General features: G+C 74.8%; 20 protein-coding genes. 15 read left to right on the forward strand and 5 right to left on the reverse strand.

Translation table 11 applies throughout. The annotated features are described in order from the left end of the window. Nucleotides 1-130: 130 nt before the first annotated feature. From ABWK59_RS08355 to ABWK59_RS08370, 4 genes are read left to right on the forward strand one after another with little or no spacing between them, the layout of a single operon-like run. Nucleotides 131-1,168, forward strand: coding sequence for a phosphotransferase family protein (locus tag ABWK59_RS08355; RefSeq protein ID WP_354639220.1), 1,038 nt, complete (start codon nucleotides 131-133; stop codon nucleotides 1,166-1,168). A gap of 2 nt (nucleotides 1,169-1,170) precedes the next feature. Further along, nucleotides 1,171-2,394, forward strand: coding sequence for an acyl-CoA dehydrogenase family protein (locus tag ABWK59_RS08360; RefSeq protein WP_354639221.1), 1,224 nt, complete (start codon nucleotides 1,171-1,173; stop codon nucleotides 2,392-2,394). Between the two features lies 1 nt (nucleotide 2,395). Then, nucleotides 2,396-3,571, forward strand: a complete 1,176-nt coding sequence (locus ABWK59_RS08365; protein ID WP_354639222.1) for an acyl-CoA dehydrogenase family protein — start codon at nucleotides 2,396-2,398, stop codon at nucleotides 3,569-3,571. Then, the gene (locus tag ABWK59_RS08370) at nucleotides 3,568-4,674 is read left to right on the forward strand and encodes an acyl-CoA dehydrogenase family protein (RefSeq protein WP_354639224.1); all 1,107 of its coding nucleotides are present in this window, start codon (nucleotides 3,568-3,570) and stop codon (nucleotides 4,672-4,674) included. Before ABWK59_RS08365 ends, ABWK59_RS08370 begins: the two co-directional genes overlap by 4 nt. A gap of 98 nt (nucleotides 4,675-4,772) precedes the next feature. On the opposite strand, the gene ABWK59_RS08375 is transcribed toward ABWK59_RS08370, so the two are convergent. The 3 genes from ABWK59_RS08375 to ABWK59_RS08385 form a co-directional block, all read right to left on the reverse strand. Beyond that, nucleotides 4,773-5,741 (reverse strand): NADPH:quinone oxidoreductase family protein, encoded by a 969-nt coding sequence (locus tag ABWK59_RS08375; RefSeq protein WP_354639226.1) that lies wholly within the window; start codon nucleotides 5,739-5,741, stop codon nucleotides 4,773-4,775. 72 nt (nucleotides 5,742-5,813) lie between these two features. Next, nucleotides 5,814-6,614, reverse strand: a complete 801-nt coding sequence (locus ABWK59_RS08380; RefSeq protein WP_354639228.1) for an SDR family oxidoreductase — start codon at nucleotides 6,612-6,614, stop codon at nucleotides 5,814-5,816. Further along, a complete protein-coding gene (locus ABWK59_RS08385) occupies nucleotides 6,611-7,366 on the reverse strand; it encodes an SDR family oxidoreductase (protein ID WP_354639229.1) in 756 nt (251 codons plus the stop codon). Before ABWK59_RS08385 ends, ABWK59_RS08380 begins: the two co-directional genes overlap by 4 nt. A 123-nt stretch (nucleotides 7,367-7,489) precedes the next feature. Here ABWK59_RS08385 and ABWK59_RS08390 point away from each other — a divergent pair, with 123 nt between their 5' ends. Both ABWK59_RS08390 and ABWK59_RS08395 read left to right on the forward strand, forming a co-directional pair. Beyond that, complete coding sequence (locus ABWK59_RS08390) at nucleotides 7,490-8,104, forward strand: TetR/AcrR family transcriptional regulator (RefSeq protein WP_354639230.1); 615 nt, start codon at nucleotides 7,490-7,492, stop codon at nucleotides 8,102-8,104. Between the two features lie 150 nt (nucleotides 8,105-8,254). Further along, nucleotides 8,255-9,067, forward strand: a complete 813-nt coding sequence (locus tag ABWK59_RS08395) for a DUF2470 domain-containing protein (RefSeq protein ID WP_354639231.1) — start codon at nucleotides 8,255-8,257, stop codon at nucleotides 9,065-9,067. Between the two features lie 15 nt (nucleotides 9,068-9,082). On the opposite strand, the gene ABWK59_RS08400 is transcribed toward ABWK59_RS08395, so the two are convergent. Next, nucleotides 9,083-9,856: a VOC family protein gene (locus ABWK59_RS08400; RefSeq protein ID WP_354639232.1), complete on the reverse strand. Its 774-nt coding sequence runs from the start codon at nucleotides 9,854-9,856 to the stop codon at nucleotides 9,083-9,085. 175 nt (nucleotides 9,857-10,031) lie between these two features. Between ABWK59_RS08400 and ABWK59_RS08405 the strand changes: the two genes are divergently transcribed. Then, entirely contained in the window at nucleotides 10,032-11,240 is a 1,209-nt protein-coding gene (locus ABWK59_RS08405; RefSeq protein WP_354639234.1) for an NAD(P)/FAD-dependent oxidoreductase, read from the forward strand. 367 nt (nucleotides 11,241-11,607) lie between these two features. Here the strand turns inward: ABWK59_RS08405 and ABWK59_RS08410 are convergent, their stop codons facing one another. Next, the gene (locus tag ABWK59_RS08410; RefSeq protein WP_354639235.1) at nucleotides 11,608-11,877 is read right to left on the reverse strand and encodes a DUF1876 domain-containing protein; all 270 of its coding nucleotides are present in this window, start codon (nucleotides 11,875-11,877) and stop codon (nucleotides 11,608-11,610) included. A gap of 659 nt (nucleotides 11,878-12,536) precedes the next feature. On the opposite strand from ABWK59_RS08410, the gene ABWK59_RS08415 reads away from it, so the two are divergent. From ABWK59_RS08415 to mpaP, 8 genes are all read left to right on the forward strand, one after another. Further along, nucleotides 12,537-13,442, forward strand: a complete 906-nt coding sequence (locus tag ABWK59_RS08415) for an LLM class flavin-dependent oxidoreductase (RefSeq protein ID WP_354639237.1) — start codon at nucleotides 12,537-12,539, stop codon at nucleotides 13,440-13,442. Continuing rightward, the gene (mpaB, locus tag ABWK59_RS08420) at nucleotides 13,439-14,437 is read left to right on the forward strand and encodes a daptide biosynthesis RiPP recognition protein (protein ID WP_354639238.1); all 999 of its coding nucleotides are present in this window, start codon (nucleotides 13,439-13,441) and stop codon (nucleotides 14,435-14,437) included. The genes ABWK59_RS08415 and mpaB overlap by 4 nt, the downstream gene beginning before the upstream one ends. Further along, nucleotides 14,434-15,249, forward strand: a complete 816-nt coding sequence (gene mpaM / locus ABWK59_RS08425) for a daptide-type RiPP biosynthesis methyltransferase (RefSeq protein ID WP_354639239.1) — start codon at nucleotides 14,434-14,436, stop codon at nucleotides 15,247-15,249. Before mpaB ends, mpaM begins: the two co-directional genes overlap by 4 nt. Then, nucleotides 15,246-16,517, forward strand: a complete 1,272-nt coding sequence (gene mpaD, locus ABWK59_RS08430) for a daptide-type RiPP biosynthesis aminotransferase (RefSeq protein ID WP_354639240.1) — start codon at nucleotides 15,246-15,248, stop codon at nucleotides 16,515-16,517. Before mpaM ends, mpaD begins: the two co-directional genes overlap by 4 nt. Then, nucleotides 16,514-17,695, forward strand: a complete 1,182-nt coding sequence (mpaC, locus tag ABWK59_RS08435; protein WP_354639242.1) for a daptide-type RiPP biosynthesis dehydogenase — start codon at nucleotides 16,514-16,516, stop codon at nucleotides 17,693-17,695. Before mpaD ends, mpaC begins: the two co-directional genes overlap by 4 nt. Before the next feature lie 43 nt (nucleotides 17,696-17,738). Then, on the forward strand, nucleotides 17,739-17,954 hold the full coding sequence (locus ABWK59_RS08440) for a hypothetical protein (protein ID WP_354639244.1): 216 nt from the start codon (nucleotides 17,739-17,741) through the stop codon (nucleotides 17,952-17,954). A gap of 54 nt (nucleotides 17,955-18,008) precedes the next feature. After that, nucleotides 18,009-18,173: a hypothetical protein gene (locus tag ABWK59_RS08445; protein ID WP_354639246.1), complete on the forward strand. Its 165-nt coding sequence runs from the start codon at nucleotides 18,009-18,011 to the stop codon at nucleotides 18,171-18,173. A 134-nt stretch (nucleotides 18,174-18,307) separates the two neighbouring features. Continuing rightward, complete coding sequence (gene mpaP, locus ABWK59_RS08450) at nucleotides 18,308-19,969, forward strand: daptide biosynthesis intramembrane metalloprotease (protein ID WP_354639248.1); 1,662 nt, start codon at nucleotides 18,308-18,310, stop codon at nucleotides 19,967-19,969. The last annotated feature ends 21 nt before the right edge of the window (nucleotides 19,970-19,990 follow it).

Raw genomic sequence — 19,990 nt, forward strand, 5'->3', positions numbered from 1 at the left:
CGGCGCGTTCCGGGGCCGGGTCCCCTCCCCACGGGTGCACATGCCGCTCGCCGTCGTTGACAGGGCGGTCCCGCGGCTGGATGCTAAGCAAGCGCTTAGTCAGAGACATCCGCACCCGTGAGGACTCCCCATGAGCGATACCCCCGAGGCGCCGCCCGGCCTCGACCTGGTCCGGCTGCGCGAGCGGCTCGACCGCGACCTGCCCGGCGGGGTGGACGGCGAACTGCGGGCCCGGCTGTTCGAGGGCGGCCGGTCGAACCTGACCTACCTGCTGGAGGACGCCTCCTCCCGCCGGGTGCTGCGCCGGCCCCCGCTCGGCCACGTTCTGGCCACCGCCCACGACATGGCCCGGGAGTACCGCGTCCTGGACGCCCTGGACCCCACCGCGGTGCCCACCCCGCGCCCGCTGCTGCTGGTCGAGGACGACGCGGTGCTCGGCGCGCCCTTCTACCTGATGGAGCACGTGACCGGCACCGCCCACCGCGACGCCGGGGCGCTGGCCGCCCTCGGCGAGCCGCGGGTGCGGGCGCTCGGGCTGCACCTGGTGGACACCCTGGTCGAGCTGCACGCGGTGGACGTGGCGGCGGTCGGCCTGGAGGGCTTCGGCCGCCCGGAGGGCTTCCTGGAGCGGCAGCTGCGCCGCTGGGGCAAGCAGCTCGCCGCCTCCCGCAGCCGCGAGGTGGCCGGCATCGACGAGCTCCAGGAGCGCCTGGCGAAGGCCCTGCCCGACTCCCCTCCGCCGGCCCTGGTGCACGGCGACTACCGGCTGGACAACGTGCTGGTCGGCGAGGACGACCGGATCCGGGCCGTCCTGGACTGGGAGATGTCCACGGTCGGCGACCCGCTCACCGACCTCGGCCTGCTGGTGATGTACACCGAGCTGGCCCGCCGCTTCGACGGGGTGCTGCCCGGGGCCGCGCTGGCCCCCGGCTTCCCGAGCGGCGCCCGGCTGGTCGAGCGGTACGCCGTCGGCTCCGGCCGGGACGTCTCCCGGCTCGGCTGGTACGTGGGCTTCGCCTCGTTCAAGCTCGCCGTGGTGCTGGAGGGCATCCACTACCGGTGGACCCGGGGTGCCACGGTGGGCAGCGGCTTCGACCGGGTCGGCGAACTGGTGCCCGCCTTCGTCGAGTTCGGCCTGGAATCCCTCGACTCCCCGAAGGAGCACTGACCGTGGACTTCTCCTACGACGCCCGCACCGAGGAGCTGCGCGAGCGGCTCGGTGCCTTCATGGACGAGTGCGTGTACCCGGCCGAGCCGCAGCTCGCCGCCGAACTCGCCGACCCCGCACGGGACCGCTGGGCGATCCCGCCGGTCGTCGCCGGGCTGCGCGAGCAGGCCCGGGCCCGCGGCCTGTGGAACCTCTTCCTCCCCGGCGAACTCGGCGCCGGCCTGACCAACCTCCAGTACGCGCCGCTGGCGGAGATCACCGGCCGTTCGGTGCTGCTGGCCCCGCCCGCGCTCAACTGCGCCGCCCCGGACACCGGGAACATGGAGCTGCTCGCCCAGTTCGGCGACGAGGCCCAGAAGAAGCAGTGGCTGGAGCCGCTGCTGGCCGGCGAGATCCGCTCCGCCTTCGCCATGACCGAGCCCGAGGTGGCCTCCTCGGACGCCTCCAACATCACCACCCGGATCGAGCGGGACGGCGACGAGTACGTGGTCAACGGCCGCAAGTGGTACATCACCGGGGCGATGAACCCGGACTGCCGGGTGTTCATCGTCATGGGCAAGACCGACCCGCGGGGCGAGCCGCACCGCCAGCAGAGCATGATCCTGGTGCCCCGGGACACCCCGGGCGTCACCGTGGTCCGCGGGATGACCGTCTTCGGGTACGAGGACGCCGACCACGGCGGGCACGCCGAGATCCTCTTCGAGGACGTCCGGGTGCCGGCCGGAAACCTCATCGGCGAGGAGGGCTCCGGGTTCGCCATCGCCCAGGCCCGGCTGGGCCCGGGCCGGATCCACCACTGCATGCGGGCGATCGGGGTCGCCGAGCGCGCCCTGGAGCTGATGTGCCGGCGGGCCCTGGACCGGGTCGCCTTCGGCCGGCCGCTGGCCGACCAGGGCGTGGTCCAGGAGTGGATCGCCGAGGCCCGGGTGCGGATCGAGCAGGCCCGGCTGCTGGTGCTCAAGACCGCCTGGCTGATGGACACCGTCGGCAACCGCGGCGCGCACACCGAGATCCAGGCCATCAAGATCGCGGTGCCGGCCGCCGTCGAGTGGATCCTCGACAAGGCCGTCCAGGCGCACGGCGCCGCCGGCGTCAGCCAGGACAGCCCGCTCGCCCAGCTCTGGGCCGGCAACCGGACGCTGCGGCTCGCCGACGGCCCGGACGAGGTGCACCGCCGCTCGCTGGCCCGCCGCGAGCTCAAGCGGTACCGCACCCGGGAGGCCTGAGATGGAGTCCGAACTGCGGGAACGGACGAGACGGCTGCTCGCCGAGCACGACCCCTCCGACACCGACCGGCTGGACTTCCTGCGGGCCCGGTTCGACGCCGGGCTGGCCTGGGTGCACTTCCCGGTCGGGCTCGGCGGACTCGGCGCGTCGCGGCCCCTCCAGGCCGTGGTGGACGAGGAGTTGGCCGCCGCCGGCGCCCCCGACAACGAGCCCCGCCGGATCGGCATCGGGCTCGGCATGGCCGCCCCGACCATCCTCCGCTACGGCACCGAGGAGCAGAAGCGGCGCTTCCTGCGGCCGCTGTGGACCGGCGAGGAGGTCTGGTGCCAGCTGTTCAGCGAGCCCGGCGCCGGCTCCGACCTCGCCGCCCTCGGCACCCGGGCCCGCCGGGAGGGCGAGGGCTGGACGGTCGACGGCCAGAAGGTGTGGACCTCCACCGCGCACACCGCACGCTGGGCCATCCTGATCGCCCGCACCGACCCCGACGTGCCCAAGCACCGCGGCATCACCTACTTCGTCTGCGACATGACCCACCCCGGGGTTGAGGTCCGCCCGCTGCGGCAGATCACCGGGGAGGCCGAGTTCAACGAGGTGTTCCTGACCGGCGTCGAGATCCCCGACACGCACCGGCTCGGCGGCGTCGGCGAGGGCTGGCAGGTCGCCCAGACCACCCTCAACAACGAGCGGGTGGCCATCGGCGGCCAGGCCACGCCCCGCGAGGGCGGCATGGTCGGCGTGGTCGCCGAGACCTGGCGCGCCCGGCCCGAGCTGCGCACCCCCGACCTCCACCAGCGCCTGCTGAAGGCCTGGGTGGAGGCCGAGGTGGCCCGGCTCACCGGCGAACGGCTGCGCCAGCAGCTCGCCGTCGGCCAGCCCGGCCCGGAGGGCGCCGCGATGAAGCTCGCCTTCGCCCGCCTCGCCCAGGAGTTGAGCGGCCTGGAGGTCGAACTGCTCGGCGAGGACGGCCTGGCGTACGACGACTGGACGCTGCGGCGGCCCGAACTCGTCGACTTCACCGGCCGCGAGGCCGGCTACCGCTACCTGCGGGCCAAGGGCAACTCCATCGAGGGCGGCACCTCGGAGATCCTCCGGAACATCGTCGCCGAGCGGGTGCTCGGCCTGCCCGCCGAACCGCGGACCGACAAGGACCTGCCCTGGAAGGAGCTGCCCCGGTGAGCGATCTGCTCTACTCCGAGATCGAGGAGGAACTCCGCTCCAGCCTCCGTGCCCTGCTCGCCGACCGCTGCCCGCCCGCGGCCGTCCTGGCCCGCTGCGAGAGCCCCGAGCCGTACGACCCCGCGCTGTGGCGGGCGCTGGCCCGCGAGCTCGGCGTGACCGGGCTGCAGGTGCCCGAGGAGCTCGGCGGCGCCGGGGCGAGCCTGCGCGAGACCGCCGTGGTGCTGGAGGAGTTGGGGCGGGCCGCCGCGCCCGTCCCGTTCCTGGGCAGCGCGGTGCTCGCCACCACCGCCCTGCTCACCGCCTGCCCCGAGGACGCGCTGCTGCCGCGGATCGCCGGCGGGGAGCGCGCCGCCGCCCTGGCCGTCCCGTTCTCCACCGCGCCGGACGCCGCCTTCCCCGCCACCGTCCGGGTCGACAGCGCAGGGACGCTCAACGGACGCGTCACCTCGGTGGCCGACGCCCTGCCGGCCGGGCTGCTGCTGGTACCCGCGATCGGCGGGCAGGGGGCCGCGCTGTACGCCGTGGAGGCCGGCGCCGCCGGGCTCGGCATCGTCCGGCGCACCTCGCTGGACCTCACCCGGCAGCTCGCCGACGTGACCCTCAACGGCGTGCCCGCCCGGCGGCTGGCCGTCGGCGGGGCGGCCGAACAGGCGGTACGGCAAGCACTGCTCACCGGCGCCGGGCTGCTCGCCTCCGAGCAGCTGGGGATCGCCGAGTGGTGCCTGGACACCACGGTGGCGTACCTCAAGGAGCGGCGGCAGTTCGGGCGGGCGCTCGGGTCGTTCCAGGCGCTGAAGCACCGGCTGGCCGACCTGTGGCTGGAGGTGGTCGGGGCGCGGGCGGCGGCACGGTACGCGGCGGACGCCCTGGCGACCGGCAGCGCGGACGCGGCGGTGGGGGTCGCGGTGGCCGCGGCGTACTGCGGGGCGGTTGCGGTGCGGGCGGCGGAGGAGTGCGTGCAGCTGCACGGCGGCATCGGGATGACCTGGGAACACCCCGCCCATCTCTACCTCAAGCGCGCCAAGGCCGACCAGATCGCCCTCGGCACCCCGGGCCACCACCGGACGCTGCTGGCCGAGTTGGTGGACCTGCCTGCGTAGCGGGAGCGGGAACCGATAGGGGCGCGTGGGGCACCTCCCGGCCGAAGGCCGGGAGGTGCCCCACGCGCCCTGAAAGCCCGCCAGCGCGAAGACCCCGGTCAGGGGAGGATGGCGATGCGGCCGGTGGTGGTGCCGGCGGCGACGCGGTGGACGGCGTCGGCGGCGCGGTCGAGCGGGAGGCGTTCGCTGACCAGGGGGCGGACCGCGCCCTTGTCGGCGAGTTCGGTCAGCTCGCGGTGGGCGCGTCCGACGGCCCGGGGGTCGTGGGTGTTGTAGAGCCCCCAGTGCAGGCCGAGGATCGCGTAGTTCTTCACCAGGGCGTGGTTGAGCCCGGGTGCGGGGATGGTGCCGCCGGCGAAGCCGACCACCAGGATCCGGCCCTCGAAGGCGACGCACTTCGTGGAACCGGTGTACGCCTCCCCGCCCACCGGGTCGAAGACCACGTCCGCGCCGCGCCCGCCGGTGGCCTCCTTCACCGCGCCGACGAAGTCCTCGCGCTGCCGGTCGATCACCAGGTCCGCGCCCAACTCCCTTGCCACGGCGGCCTTCTCGGCTCCGCCGACGACCCCGATGGCGGTGGCCCCGGCGGCCCGGCCGAGCTGGACGGCGGCGCTGCCGACCCCGCCGGCGGCGGCGTGCACCAGCAGGGTCTCCCCCGGCTGGATCGCCGCGCGGCGGTGCAGGCCGAACCAGGCGGTCTGGTAGCCGATGTGCAGGGCGGCGGCCTCGGCGTCGTCCAGGGCGGCCGGGGCGGGGAAGGCGCCGCGGGCGTCCATCAGCGCGTACTCGGCGAAGGCGCCGGCGGGCAGCAGCGCGGTTCCGATCACCCTCTCCCCGGCGCGCTCGCCGTCGACCACCTCGCCGCACAGCTCGACGCCGGGGGTGAACGGCAGCGGGGGCCGGACCTGGTAGTGGCCGCGGACCATCAGCGCGTCGGGGAAGTTGACCGCCGCGGCCCGGACCCGGACCAGCAGTTGCCCCTCGGCGGGCTCGGGCCGGGGGAGGTCCTCGGCCAGTGCCATCGCCTCCAGCGGCTCGCCCAGCGCGCCGACCTGCCATGCCCTCATGGGTGCTCCTTCCGGTGGACCCGACCGCGCGGGCCGGGCCGGCGGCGGTCGGGTCCGATCGTGTGGGTGGGTTCAGTGCGCGGCGTCGGGCCGCTGGTGCTCGATGGCCTGCTGGAGCTTGTTCATGCCGTCGATCCAGCGGTCGGGTGTGGTGGCGCGGGCCGCGTAGTAGTCGGCCACCTCGGGGTGCGGGAGGATCAGGAAGCGCTCCTCGGCGATCGCCTTGAGGGTGGCCTCGGCGACCTCGGCCGGTTCGATGGCGGTCGGGGCGAGCAGGACCTTGCCCAGGTCGCCGGTGCCGTCCAGCATCCGGGTGCGGACGCCCTGCGGGCACAGGGCGTGGACCCGGATGCCGCGGTGGCGGTAGGTGGCGGCGAGCCACTCGGCGTAGGCGAGCGCGCCGTGCTTGGTCACCGCGTACGGCGCGGAGCCGAGCATGGTGAGCAGCCCGGCGGCGGAGACGGTGGCGAGGAAGCGGCCGCGGCCGCGCTCCAGCCAGTCGGGGAGCAGCAGCTGGCTCGCCCGGACGTGGGCGAGCACGTTGACCTCCCAGGACCGTTCCCAGGCGGCGGGGTCGGCGTCGGCGCCGCCGGAGGTGGCGATGCCCGCGTTGGCGCAGTACAGGTCGATGGAGCCGAGGGCCCTGCGGGCGGCGGTGATCAGCTCGGCCACGCCCTCGGCGCCGGCGGCGTCGCCGGGGACGGCCACTCCGCCGATCCGTTCGGCGACCTCGCGGGCGGCCTCCGCGTCCAGGTCGTTGACCACGACCCGGGCGCCCTCGGCGGCGAAGGCCTCGGCGAGGGCGGCGCCGATGCCGTGGCCGGCGCCGGTGACCACCACGCCCTGTCCGGTCACGGTGGCGGGCCCGCTCACAGGCCGCCGCCCAGGGTCACGCCGCCGTCGACGACCAGGGTCTGGCCGGTGATCCAGGCGGCGTCGGCGGAGAGCAGGAAGGCCACGGCGCCGGCCACGTCCTCGGGCAGGCCGAGGCGGCGCAGCGGGTACGCCCGGACGACCTTCTCCTCGCGGCCCTCGTACAGGGCCTCGGCGAACTTGGTCTTGACGATGGCGGGGGCGACCGCGTTGACCCGGATGTCGGGGCCGAGTTCGGCGGCCAGCTCGGCGGTGAGGCGGATCAGGGCGGCCTTGCTGACGCCGTACATGCCGATGCCGGCGGAGGTGCGGATGCCGGCGATGGAGGCGACGTTGACCACGGCGCCGCCGTGCTCGCCCATCCAGGCGGCGTGGGCGCGGCGGGTCCAGGCCAGCGGGGCGAGGACGTTGACCGCGAGGATCTTGGCGGCGGCGTCCGGGTCGGTGTCCAGGACCGGGCCGTAGACCGGGTTGATGCCGGTGTTGTTGACCAGCAGGTCGAGGCGGCCGAACGTCTCCAGGGTGCGGGCGACGGCCTCCTCCTGGTGGGCGGCGTCGTCGGCCTTTCCGGCCACCGCGATGGCGTTCTCCGGCCCGCCGAGGTCGCGGACGGCCTCGGCCAGCGGCTCGGGGCTCCGGGCGGTGATGCAGACCTTGGCGCCGCGCTCGACCAGTGCGCGTGCGATGCCGAGGCCGATGCCCCGGCTGGCTCCGGTGACCACGGCCACCTGGCCCTTGAACGAGGGTGTCATCGCCCTGCCTTTCGACGCTCCGGGAAATGTGTGACTAAGCGCTTGCTTAGCATCTTGGCGACGGGCCACACTGTCAACAGCCCCGGCCGTCCGGGCCTTGATCCGTCTGCGAGGATTGACGCCATGACCGACCAAGCGACCGCCGACCTGTGGCCCGGAGAGCGCGCCGAGGCCGCCCGGCGGCTGCTGCTCGCGGCGGTGGAGTCCTTCGCCGGCCGCGGGTACCACGCCACCACCACCCGGGACATCGCCACCGCCGCGGGGATGAGCCCGGCCGCGCTGTACATCCACTACCCGTCCAAGGCCGCCCTGCTCGCCGAGATCAGCCGGACCGGCCACCGCGCGACCCTGGACCTGGTCGAGCGGGCCGAGGCCGCGGAGGGCGACCCGGTCGGACGGATGCGGCGCCTGGTCGAGGACTTCACGGTGTGGCACGCCCGCGGCCACACGGTCGGACGGATCGTCAACAACGAGCTGCACGCGCTGCCCGAGGACGCCTTCGCCGAGGTGGCCGAGCTGCGGATCCGGATCGAGGAGACGGTCCGGCGGATCATCGCCGACGGCGTCGCGGCCGGCGCCTTCGACGTCCCGGACATCCGCACCGCGGCCCGCGCGGTCACCTCCCTGGGCATCGACGTCTCGCGCTGGTACACCGACCGCAGCAGCGAGTCCCCGGAGGAGCTCGGGCGCCGGTACGCCGTCCTGGTCCTGCGGATGCTGGGCGCCCGGAACGCCTGACAACCCCCTTCCCGCACCATCCCGCCCCGCAGCCGGCAGGCCCCGACGCCTGCCGGCTGCGGGCATGTCGGCGCGCCTGCGAGGTGCCGGGCACTTCACGAGCGCCATCCCATTAGGTTAGGCTCACCTAACCAAAGAGGGAGGCTCTGGATGTCCCAGCCCGAGAAGCAGTCCGTCCCCGTCGCCGACCGGCCCGCGCACCGCGCCGGGCCCGCCCCGAGCGGCGCCGAACGGGCCCGTACGCTGCTGGAGTTCGCCTCGTCGGTGGTGGTCGACGTCCCGGGCGCCGACCTGCGGGCCCGTCCGGGCATCGCGCCGCTGGTGGAGTGCACGGTGCTGCCGGACGGCGCGCTGGCGCTGCTGGTGGAGCGGTCCTCGGCGCTGCTGCGGATCGTCGCCCTCGCCCCCGAGGACCAGGTGCCCGCCGAACTGGAGGCGGTGGACGTGGCCCCGGTCGCCCTGCCGCACCGCATCCGCGGCCGGGTGCACGCGCACGGCCGGCTCAGCACCACCGGACCGGTCACCGACGCGTGGATCGAGCACCTCTTCCCGCGCCACCCGGCCGACGGCCTCACCCTGCTCCGGTTCGAGCTCGACCACCTGGCCGTGGACGACCTCCGGGGCACCGAGTGCTGCGTCGGCCTGGACGCCTTCACCGCCGCCGAGCCCGACCCGGTGGCCGCCGAGGAGGCCGTCCTGCTCCAGCACCTCGCCGCCGCCCACCCCGACCACCTGTGGAACCTCGCCGCCGGCGCCCTGGACGGCCCGGCCGCCCTGACCTCCTGGCGCGGCGCCGGCAACCTCCGGGCGGTCAGCCCGGTCGCCATGGACCGGTACGGCCTGCGGCTGCGGCTGTTCGGCGAGCAGGACGGGCGGATGCTCGACGCCCGCTTCGAGTTCCACCGGCCGGTCACCGCCCCCGAGGACCTCCCCGAGGCCGTGCACCGCCTCTTCGCGGGGTGAGGAACCCGGCCGGGCTCAGCGCGGCTGGGAGCTGATCACCGAGAAGAACCCGCCCTCGCTGTCCCGCAGCCGGGCCACCCGGCCGTACGGGGTGTCCGACGGCTGCCCCACTGCCGCGCCGCCGAGCTCGACCGCGCGCCGAACCGCCGCGTCGGTGTCCTCCACCGAGAAGAACACCTCCCAGTGCGGGGGCGTCCCGATCGACCCGCGCAGCGCCGCCACGCTGCGCCCCTCGGAGCGGAGCACCACGCGCTCGTGCTCGTACCGCACCTCGAAGTGCTTGGGCTCGCGGCGGTCCCAGTCGAAGACCTCGCCGTAGAAGAGGGCGGCGGCGAACGGGTCGGCGGTGCGCAGCTCGATCCAGACCGGTGCACCGGGGGTGGCCGTCCAGCTGTCCTCGCCGAGGTCGCCCTCCCAGATGCCGAAGGCGGCGCCCCCGGGGTCGGCGGCCAGCACGATCCGTCCGGCGTCGAAGGCGAGCGGGCCGACGGCCAGGGTGCCCCCGCGTTCGCGGACGCCTTCGGCGGCCCGGTCGGCGCTCTCCGTCCCGAAGTACGTGGTCCAGGCGACCGGGGGCTGCCAGTCCCCCGCCACCACGCCGATGCCGGCCACCTCGACGCCCTCGACCACGGCCCGCAGGTACGGGCCGAAGCGGTCCGGCCCTGGCTCGAAGGTCCAGCCGAGCAGAGGGCCGTAGAAGGCCCGTGCGGTGTCGAGGTCGCGGGCCATCAGGCTGACCCAGCACGGTGCGGCCGCCACGCAGCGCACCCGGGCCGTCGGTTCACCCATCCGAGCGTCTCCTTCCGGTCTGGCACTGATCAGCCTAGGTGCCACGGGTGATCCCGGCGTGGTGCGCCTCGCGGGCGGGCGGTGTCTCGGGTGTGATGGGTCGGGCGCCACCGGGGAGGAAGCGTGGCGAGCGAGCGTGAGGACGAGCGGCGTGGAACGCGGGAAGGAGACGGGCGTGGACACCCCCCATGTGATCGTCGGCGCGAGCCTGGCGGGCGCGAAGGCGGCGGAGGCCCTGCGCGAGGAGGGCTTCGGCGGCCCGATCGTGCTCATCGGCGAGGAGCGGGAACGCCCGTACGAGCGTCCGCCGCTGTCCAAGGGCTACCTGCTGGGCAAGGACGAGCGGGAGAAGATCTTCGTCCACCCGGAGGGCTGGTACGCCGAGCACCAGGTGAACCTGCGGCTGGGCACGGCCGTCACCGGCATCGACCCCGCCGCCCGGACGGTGACCCTCGACGGCGGTGAGCGGGTCGCCTTCGCCTCGCTGCTGCTGGCCACCGGCGCCTCGCCGCGGCGGCTGAAGGTGCCCGGCGGGGAGGGCCCGTCGGTGCGGTACCTGCGCCGGGTCGGGGACTGCGAGCGGCTGAAGGAGGACTTCCGGGCCGGCCGGCGGGTCGCGGTGATCGGCGCGGGCTGGATCGGTCTGGAGACCGCCGCCGCCGCGCGGACCGCCGGGTGCGAGGTCACCGTGCTGGAGGTCGCCGAACTGCCGCTGCTGCGGGTGCTCGGCCGCGAGGTGGCGCAGGTCTTCGCCGACCTGCACCGGGCGCACGGCGTGGACCTGCGGTTCGGCGTCCAGGTGGCGGAGATCCGCGAGGACGGCGTGCTGCTCGGGGACGGCACCCGGGTGCCCGCCGAGGTGGTGGTGGTCGGCGTCGGCATCGCCCCGAACACCGCCCTGGCCGCCGCGGCCGGGCTGGAGGTCGACAACGGTGTCCGCACCGATCCGCACCTGCGCACCTCGCACCCGGACGTGTTCGCCGCGGGCGACGTGGCCAACGCCTTCCACCCGCTCTACGGCAGGCCGATCCGGGTCGAGCACTGGGCCAACGCCCTCCACCAGCCGAAGGTCGCCGCCCGCTCGATGCTCGGCCGGGACACCGTCTACGACCGGGTGCCGTACTTCTTCACCGACCAGTTCGACCTGGGCATGGAGTACACCGGCTACGTCGAACCGGGGGGCTACGACCGGGTGGTGTTCCGCGGGGACGTCGCGGGCCGCGAGTTCCTGGCGTTCTGGCTGGCCGGGGACCGGGTGCTGGCCGGGATGAACGTCAACGTCTGGGACGTCACCGACCCGATCCGGGAGCTGGTGCGGTCCGGACGCCCGGTCGACCCGGCGGCGCTGGCCGACGCCTCGGTGCCGCTGACGGAGCTGGCCTGAGCGGCGGGCCGCCCGGCCTCCGGGCGGCCCGCGCAACTCCCGGCGGGAGCGGAGGGACAGGCCGTAGGGTGCTCGGTGATCGTCCTGTCGGGACGGGCGTGGCCGTGGCGCGGATGCTCGGGCCGGCGCTGCTCACCACCCTGGTCCTGGCGTGGGGTGCGCCCGGGTGGCTGGCGCTGGGCGGGCTGTTCGCGGCGGCGGGCGTGGCGATGGGGCCCGCCGTGCGGTGGGCGGAGCGGGCGCGGCGGGGTGCGGGGGCCTCCCGTCCGGCCGTGAGGGGTGCGGCCCCGGCCGGGGACGGTCACCTGGCCGGGGCGGCGGGTGTCGGCGCGGGCTCGGGCTCGGGCTCAGGCGCGGGCCCCGGGGATCACATCAGCGGGTAGTCGGGGGCGCGTGAGCCCTCCTTGAGTTCGTCGTGCGCCTTGGTGAGGAGCTGCATGGCGAGGTCGTTCAGGGCGCGGGCCCCGGCGACCTCCTCGCCGACCCTGGGCTGGGGCGCGTCGGCGTGGTGGCGGGTGCTGAAGCCGTGCGAGCGCACCTCCGTGCCGTCCGAGAGCCGGACCATCGCGACCGCCTTCGTCCGGTCGCCCTCCTCCTGGAACTCCATCTCGATGTGCCATCCGACGAGTGTGTGCATGGCGGCCTCCTCGTGGGTTTCGCCCTACCAGGGTGCGCCGCCCCCTCCGGCATTTCCAGCGAGGACGTCGGCGGGCCCGGTCCGCGGCCGGGGTCCCGTCCGGGCCGCCGCCGCCCGCGCCGGGGACGGCCCCGGGCCTTTGTGGCGGATTCGAGGAGAAAGTTCAGAGACGAAGCCAAGGCCGGAGGGCGCCGTTTCCTCAGGATCGCAGGCGTGTGCTAACGTCTTGATCATTGTTGTGCATGCATCTGTTCACGGGGGTATCCGATGCAGCTCGTTCCAGAATTCGGCTCTGCCGCATCCTTCAGGCCGGCGGCCGTCCGCCGAGGCGGCTGACAAAAGCCTTCACCGTTCATCCATCAGGGCAGCGGGCCTGTTTCCCCGCCCTCCGCAACGGTTTCCTTCCTTGAATCCCGCGTTGAATCCCGCGGTGAATCCCGTGTCGATTCCCGGCGCTGACGCCGGCTGAATCGGCGCGCCTCGCCGCGCGTTGCCGCCCTGTGGTCCGTCATTCCCGGTTCTCCGACCCGAACCGGCGGGCTTCCCATTCCTGCCCGGAGTAATTCAGTCATGCCCGGAGTGATTCAGTGCCATCCTTCTCCATCCTCGTTCCCTTCGTACCGCGACGACCCGAACAGCTGGCCCCGTACGCGGCGCTGGTGCACTGGACCCGGGCCGCGCGGTTGTGGCAGGGGCAGTCGCTGACGGTCGAGGCGCACCAGGGCTTCGCCCATGCGGCGGGGAACGGCTTCGGCGTGCCGACGGGGCTGGGGGTCAGCCTCATGCCGTTGCGCCATCCCTACGAGGCGGCCCTGCAGGCCCGCTCGCTGGCGATCTCCACCGGGCACCCGGTGCTCGCGGGGTTCGGTCCCGGCCGGCCCGACCTGCAGCGCGCCATGCGCGGCGAGCCCTACGCCAGCCCGCTGACCGCGGCCGAGGAGTACCTCACCGTCGTCCGCGGACTGCTGCAGGGCCGTCAACTCGACTTCCGTGGCCGGTACTTCCACTGCGAAGGCGCCCTTCCGCCCTCCCCCGCGCCCCAGGTGCAGGTCGGGCTCGGGGTGCTGCGACCGGGCATGGCGCGTGTCGCGGGCCGGGTGGCCGATGCCGCCATCACCTGGCTGACGCCCGCGGCCTACCTGCGGGAGACGGTGATCCCCGCGCTGTGCGAGGGAGCCGAGGCGGCGGGCCGTCCCCAGCCGCGGGTGGTCGCGATGGTGCCGATGGCGCTGCCGCTGCCCGGCCAGGACGCCGCGGCCGTCGCGGTGGCCGGCAGCGGTGCGCACATGCAGGCGCCGCAGTACGCCGACATGCTGCGGCGCGCCGGGATCGACGTCGACGGCGGCGACCCGCTGGCGAACGCGCGGTCCCTGATCGAGGGCGGTGCCTTCCTGGCGGGCGAGGCCGACGAGCTCGTGGAACGGATCGGGGAGTTCTGGAATTCCGGCGTGGACGAAGTGGTCGTCAACATGACCGGTGTCGCGAATGTCGGCGGGCCGAAGGCGGCCATGCAGCAGATCAGGACGATCGTCACTGCCCTGAGTGACACGGAGGAAACACGATGAGCGGTGAGATGCGCGATCTGATGGCGTGGGCCACCGGCAGCCGGGGCCCGGGCCGGGTCATCGTCCTGGAGGACTCCCGGCATGTCGGGGAGGTTCAGGACATGCTCGGCGCGGAATCCGCGGACGGCCGCCGCCACCGGATATTCGCCCCGGGCGACCGGATGGACCTCGGCGAGAACGTGACCGGCTACGGCGGGTCCTTCCGCGAATGCGACGCCGAGGCGTCCCTGGGGGACGACTTCTATCTCCAGGTGCAGAATTACAGCATCAGCCAGTACGTTTCGGTGATCGGGCCCACGCTGGTCCGCGTCGCGGACGAAACGGATTTCGAGGTGTGGCTGGCGGACGCCGACACCGCGCGTGAGAAGGGTGAATTCGCCGAGTTCCTGGCGAATCCCGCGCTGCTGGTCGCGGACCTCCCGGGGCTGGGCGCGCCGCTGGACGGAGCTGGCCCGCGGAACCGGCTGTACGTCCGGGCCGACGGCGAGGTGACGGTCTCCCCGTACGGTTCGGCGCTTGGGCGGCTGGGCGACGGCCTGGAGGGCCTGGACACCGCCTGGCAGCGGGCGAACACCGGCGCGCACCCCTGTGCCGTCACCCTCGCCACCGCGGTCCCCGAGGCGCTGCGCGTCGCGGCGCTGCAGAGCCGGCCGTGGCTGGGCGCGTACCTCCTGGCCGTGGACGCGCTGCGGGAGATGCGGTCCCGCGGCATCCCGCGGGTGCGCGTCTCCGGCTTCGGCGGACGCCTGCGGCCGGAGAACGGCCTCGCCGAGCCGGTCGGGGCACCGGCCAGGCACCTGGTGCTGTGGACCGACGACGCCGCCTACCTCTACACCTCCGAGGGATCCCGACTGTTCGCGCTCAACCGCGCCGCGGGGGAACTGGCCGAGCTGCTCCTGTGCCAGGGGTCCGTCGAGGCGGCCGCCCGGTACGCCCGGCCGGAAGCCCTCCTGACGGTGCAGCGGTTCTTCGAGCGGGCGGGGGTCGCCCTGTGAGCACGGACCCGAGGGCCACCCTCCCCGGCCGGGCCGGCGCGCTGCTGGCCGAACTCGGCGACACGGCCGAGCTCCACGACCTGTACGACGAGGCGGGCGCGCCGGTCTACCACGCGATCGCCGGCACCTCGCCCCTCGAAGTGCGGGAGCTGGTCGCCGCGGCGCGCTCGACCACCGGCCCGGTCCTCGAACTGGCCGCCGGTTCCGGCCGGCTGACGATGCCCCTGCTCACCCTGGGGCGCGAGGTGACCGCCCTCGAACTGGCGCCGGCCATGATCCGGATCCTGGAGGAGCGCCTGCGGACCGTGCCCGCCACCCGCCGCAGCCGCTGCACCGTCGTCGCCGGCGACATGAGCGACTTCGACCTGGGCCGGGAGTTCGGGGCGATCGTGCTCGGCGCGACCTCCGTCTCGCTGCTGGACGCGGCCGGCCGGGCCGGCCTCTACCGGTGCGTCCGCCGCCACCTGGCGCCCGGGGGGAGGTTCCTGCTCACCGCGGTGGAGGTCGCCGACTTCGGCACCTCCACCAGCGAGCAGGTGATCGAGGTCGACGCTCCCGACGGCACGGGGTTCCGCATGTACGAGCACTGGACCGAGGGCGCCGACGTGCGCACGGTGACGGTCTTCCCGCACCCCCTGGAGTCCGCGGTGCCCCCGATCACGGTGTGCACCACCCGGATCGGCGTCCTCCCGGTGGCGCGGCTGGAGGCCGAGCTGACGGACGCCGGGCTGGTTTTGACGGACCGCCGGCCGCTCCCGCCGACCGACCACCAGCACCACGACGTGCTGCTCGTCGCGGAGGTCGCCGCGTGAACGCCCTGTGGCCCTCGCTGCTCGCCCCGAGCCGGCACGGCCGTGACGACCTGTGCGCGGTCTCGGCCCAGGGGGTGCGGGTACGCCTCGCGGACGGCCGCGAACTGCTCTGCGGCTCCAGTGGCCTGTGGAACACCGCACTCGGCTACGGCAACGAGCACATCGCCGACGCCATCGCCCGGGCGGTCCGCGACGCCTCGTACCTGAGCGTGTTCCGCTACGAGAACGGCTACGCCCGCCGGGCCGCCGAGGCCCTGGTCGAGCTGTCCGGCGGCGACCACTTCAGCCGGGTGCTGTTCTCCACCTCCGGCGGTGCGGCCAACGACCTGGCGATGAAGCTCGCCCGCCAGCTGCACGCCCTGCGCGGCGAGCCGCGGCGCACCCTGGTCGTCGGCCTCCGGACCGGCTACCACGGCCTCACCTTCGGCGGCTTCGCGCTCTCCGGTGACGACATGGGGCAGCGGATGTACGGGGTGGACCAGCGACTGGTCCGCCACATCGGCCCCAACGCGGTGGACGAGCTGCACGCGCTGTTCGCCCGTCAGGGCGGGCAGATCGCCGCCGTGGTCGTCGAACCGGTGCTGGGCAACGGCGCGGTGCCGCTCGACGAGGGGTTCCTCGCGGAGCTGCTGCGGCTGCGCGAGGAGCACGGCTTCCTGCTGGTCGCCGACGAGGTCGCCACCGGCTTCGCCCGGACCGGCCCCTACTTCGCCTCCAGCCGGTGGCCCCGGCAGCCGGATCTCCTGATCCTCTCCAAGGGGCTGACCAACGGCACCTGTGCCGCCGCCGCGGTCCTGGTCGCCCGCGGGGTCGACGCGGTCTTCACCGACGCCGACGCGGTGTTCGTCCACGCCGAGACCCAGGCCGGCACGCCGATGACCTGCGCGGCGATCCTGGCCACGCTGGAGGAGATGCGGCGGCTGGACGCGGAGGCCCTCAGCCGCCGCCTGTCCGCCCGGCTGGACACCGCTCTGGCGTCCCTCGGCGACCGGCTGCCCCGGCTGACCGTGACCGGGGGCGTCGGCTGCTTCCGCTACCTCGGCTTCACCGCCCCGGACGGCGGGCCGCTGACCGCGGAGGACGTCACCGGCCTGGTGGCGGCCGTCCGGGAGGCCGGTGCGATCGTCCATCCCGGCCCGCAGGGCGTCCAGCTCATCCCCGCGCTCACCTACACCGACGAGGACCTGGACGAGCTGCTGGACTGCGTCGTCCGCGGCGCCGAGGCGTTCTTCGCCACCCTCGCCGCACCGGCGGGAGGGGGCCGGTGACCGGCGGATGGCAGCAGCCCACCCGCGTGCTGTACGGCGCGGCGGAGTTCACCGACTGGGCGGCCCGGCGGGCGTCCGGGACCGGCACGGTCCTGCTGGTGGACGCCCGGCTCACCGGGAGCGCGATCACCGCGCTGGTCTCCCGGGCCCTGCCGGTCCTCGAGGTCGTCCCGCTGGACGGGCCGGGCGGTCTGGAGTCCGTGGTCGAGCTCGCCGACCGCCTGCGGCACGGCCCCGGCCGGCTGGTCGCCGCCGTCGGCGGGGGGAGCCTGCTGGACCAGGCGAAGCTGGCGACCACCCTGGCGGGCGACCCCGGGGCGCTCCCCCGGCTGACCGCTCCGCAGCGCAGTGGGCTGGTCCTGCTGCCCGGGGAGGGGGCCCGGCGGCTGCCGCTGCTCGCCGTTCCCACCACGCTCGGCACCGGCGCGGAGGTCAGTCGCGTCGCCTGTCTGCACACGGAGCGGGGCAAGCGGCTGGTGGCGGGCCGTTCGCTGGCCCCGGAGCTCGCCGTCCTCGATCCGCTGGCCACGGCCGGACTGCCCGCCGAACTCGTCGTCGAGGGCGTCCTGGAGGCGCTGTTCCGGGTGGCCGGGGTCTACGCGGGCGACGCACGGGACCGTCCGGGTGAGGACGCCCTCGCCCTGACGGTCGCCGACCAGCTCCTCGTCCTGGGCTACCGGGCGGTCGGCGACGGCCCGGACGAGCAGGTCCGCGGCGCGGTCGCCCGGCTCAGTGCGCTGACCCACAGCGACTGGCTGCAGCAGGACCGCGATCCCTTCGCCCTGCGGGGCTGGTACCTCGCCAACGAGCTGTCCACCGCCCTCGGCGTCCGCAAGATGACGGCCGTCGCGGCCCTGCTCCCGGCGCTGTTCCGGCGGACGGCCGCGGGCGACCGGCGACTGGGCTCGGCCGAACGGCTCGAACGGCTGTGGCAGGGGCTGCGGTCCGCCGCGCCGCGGCCGCTGCCCGCCGATCCGTCGGCCGGCATCGCCGCTCTGCTGGAGCACTGGGGCGTCGGGCACCGGCTGACCGCGGACCCCGCCGACCTGGACGCGATCGCGCAGCGCACGGTCCGCACCTGGGGAGCGGGCCTGCCCGCCCTGGGCGGCCTGACGCTCGACGACGTCAGGGCCGTACTCGGCGAGGCCGTGCGCCCGCCCGGGCCCGGAGCACCCTGAGCGCGCTCCCCGAAGACTTCCGGTCCACCACCGCGTGCGGAACGTGGACCGGACGACCCCGACCGTCCCGACCTTCGGAGAGGAGGTGAACACCGTGCAGGAGAACGTGAACAGCTCGCTGGAGCTGGAGCTGGGCATGCAGGACCTGGAGCTCGACATGCAGGAGCTCGAGGGCATGGACGCCCCGTACATCAACTGGAGCAACGCCGTCTGGAGCGTCGCCACCGTCAGCATCGGCAGCATCATCGTCGCCACCTGAGCGACCCGAGCAGCCGAACTGACCGTCCCGATCGTCACGAAGGAGGAGAACACCGTGCAGGAGAACGTCAACAGCTCGCTGGAGCTGGAGCTGGGCATGCAGGACCTGGAGCTCGACATGCAGGAGCTCGAGGGCATGGACGCCCCGTACATCAACTGGAGCAACGCCGTCTGGAGCGTCGCCACCGTCAGCATCGGCAGCATCATCGTCGCCACCTGAGCGACCCGAGCAGCACCTGACGGTATGACACCCGGCGGTGCCGGGACGCGGCGGAACCCTCCCCGCGTCCCGGCACCCGCTCCCGCTCCCGTCCCCGGCCCGGCCGGGGACGGGGGCGACCCGAGGGAGAGACCTTGACCAGCGATACGGCCCTCGCCCCGCAGGAGGCCGACGGACCGGGCGGCGAGCACATCCGCCGCCCCCGGCTTGCCGACCGCGTGTCCGTCCATCCGCCGATCGGCCGGGACGCGCCGTGGATCATCGAACGCGGCGGGAGCTACCTGCGGGTGGGCGCGGACCTGGCGCGGCTGGCCCAGGCCGCCGACGGCACCCGCGGACACGAGGAACTGGCCGCCGTCCTGGGCCCCCGCTGGACCCCCGCCCTGGTGGACACGGCGGTGCGCCGACTGGTCACGGCCAAGGTGTTCCACGGCGGCGCCACGGACCGCGACGCACCCCGGCGGGTTCCCCGGGTGAAGATCGTGCCGCCGCTGACCGTGCAGCTGACCGTCGTCCACCCGCAGCGGCTGCTGTCCGGCGTCCTTCCGGCCATGGCCCTGCTGGGGCTGAAGCGGTGGGGCGTCATCGGCGCGCTCCTCGCCGCCGGCGGCCTGGCGGCGCTGGCGGGGCTCGCCCCCGAACTGTCCGGGGTCCTCGGACGCCCCCTGCCGCCGAGCGTGTACGCCGGCGTCTTCGTCGCCATGCTCCTCGCCAGCGCCCTGCACGAGCTGAGCCACGCGGCGGTCCTCGCCTACTACGGCGGACGGCCGAGCCGCATGGGCGTGATGCTCTTCTACCTGTCGCCCGCCTTCTTCTGCGACGTCTCCGACGGCTGGCGGCTGCCCGGCAACGAGCAGCGCGTCCGGGTCGCCCTGGCCGGTATCGCCACCCAGTGGGTCGTCGCCGGCTCCGCGGCGCTGGCCGCGCTCGTCCCGCCGCCGGGCCGGTGGCAGGACGGGCTGCTGCTGTTCGCCGCGACCTGCTACCTCGGCGGGGCGATCAACCTGCTGCCGGCGGTCCGGCTGGACGGCTACCTGGCGCTGATGAGCCACCTGGACATCCCGCACCTGCGCGACCGGGCGATGACCGACGCCCGCCACCGGATCGCCCGGCTGCTCTACGGCGGCCGCTACCGGCCGGAGCTGCCGCGGCTGCGGTGGGCCGTCCCGTTCGGCCTCGCCTGCATGGCCGCCCCCGTGTTCATCGTGATCCCGACGCTGGGCACCTTCGCCTCGCTGCTCCAGCGGACGGGCATCACCGGAGCGGTCCTGATGCTGTGTGCGTCGGGCTACCTGACCTGGCTGCTGGTGCGCGGCGCGGTGCGCACGGCCGGTGCGGCCCGCGCGGCCGGCGCCGCCCGGTGGCGGATCGCCCTGTCGGCCACCGCGCTCACCGCCGCCGTGGTCTGCGCCCTGCTGTTCGTCCGCGTGCCCTGGACCGTGGCCGGCGGGTACACCGTCCGGGACGACGGGCGGGTGGAACTGCTCCTGCCGCCCGAGGCCGACCGTTCCGCCCTCCACGCGGGAACGGCCGTCCACCTCTACCGCGCCGGACTGACCGGACACACCCCGACCGGCGAGGCCGTGCTCGGGTCCGAGCGGAGCACGGCCACCACCGCACCGCTCTCGGCCTTCGTCCCCGTGTCCGGCACCCGCCTGACGCTGCCCGCCGCCGCCTACCCGCTCACCACCGCCGAGCCCCCGGCGGAGCGGACCGGCAGCGCCCGACTCACGCTGGGGGAACGCCCGTTGGCCCGCTGGCTGTACGACACCTACCTGGCGCCCTGCTGGCGCTGAGCCGCTCCGCCACCCGACCCG

Source organism: Kitasatospora sp. HUAS MG31 (assembly GCF_040571325.1).
In the GTDB taxonomy this organism is placed as follows: domain Bacteria; phylum Actinomycetota; class Actinomycetes; order Streptomycetales; family Streptomycetaceae; genus Kitasatospora; species Kitasatospora camelliae.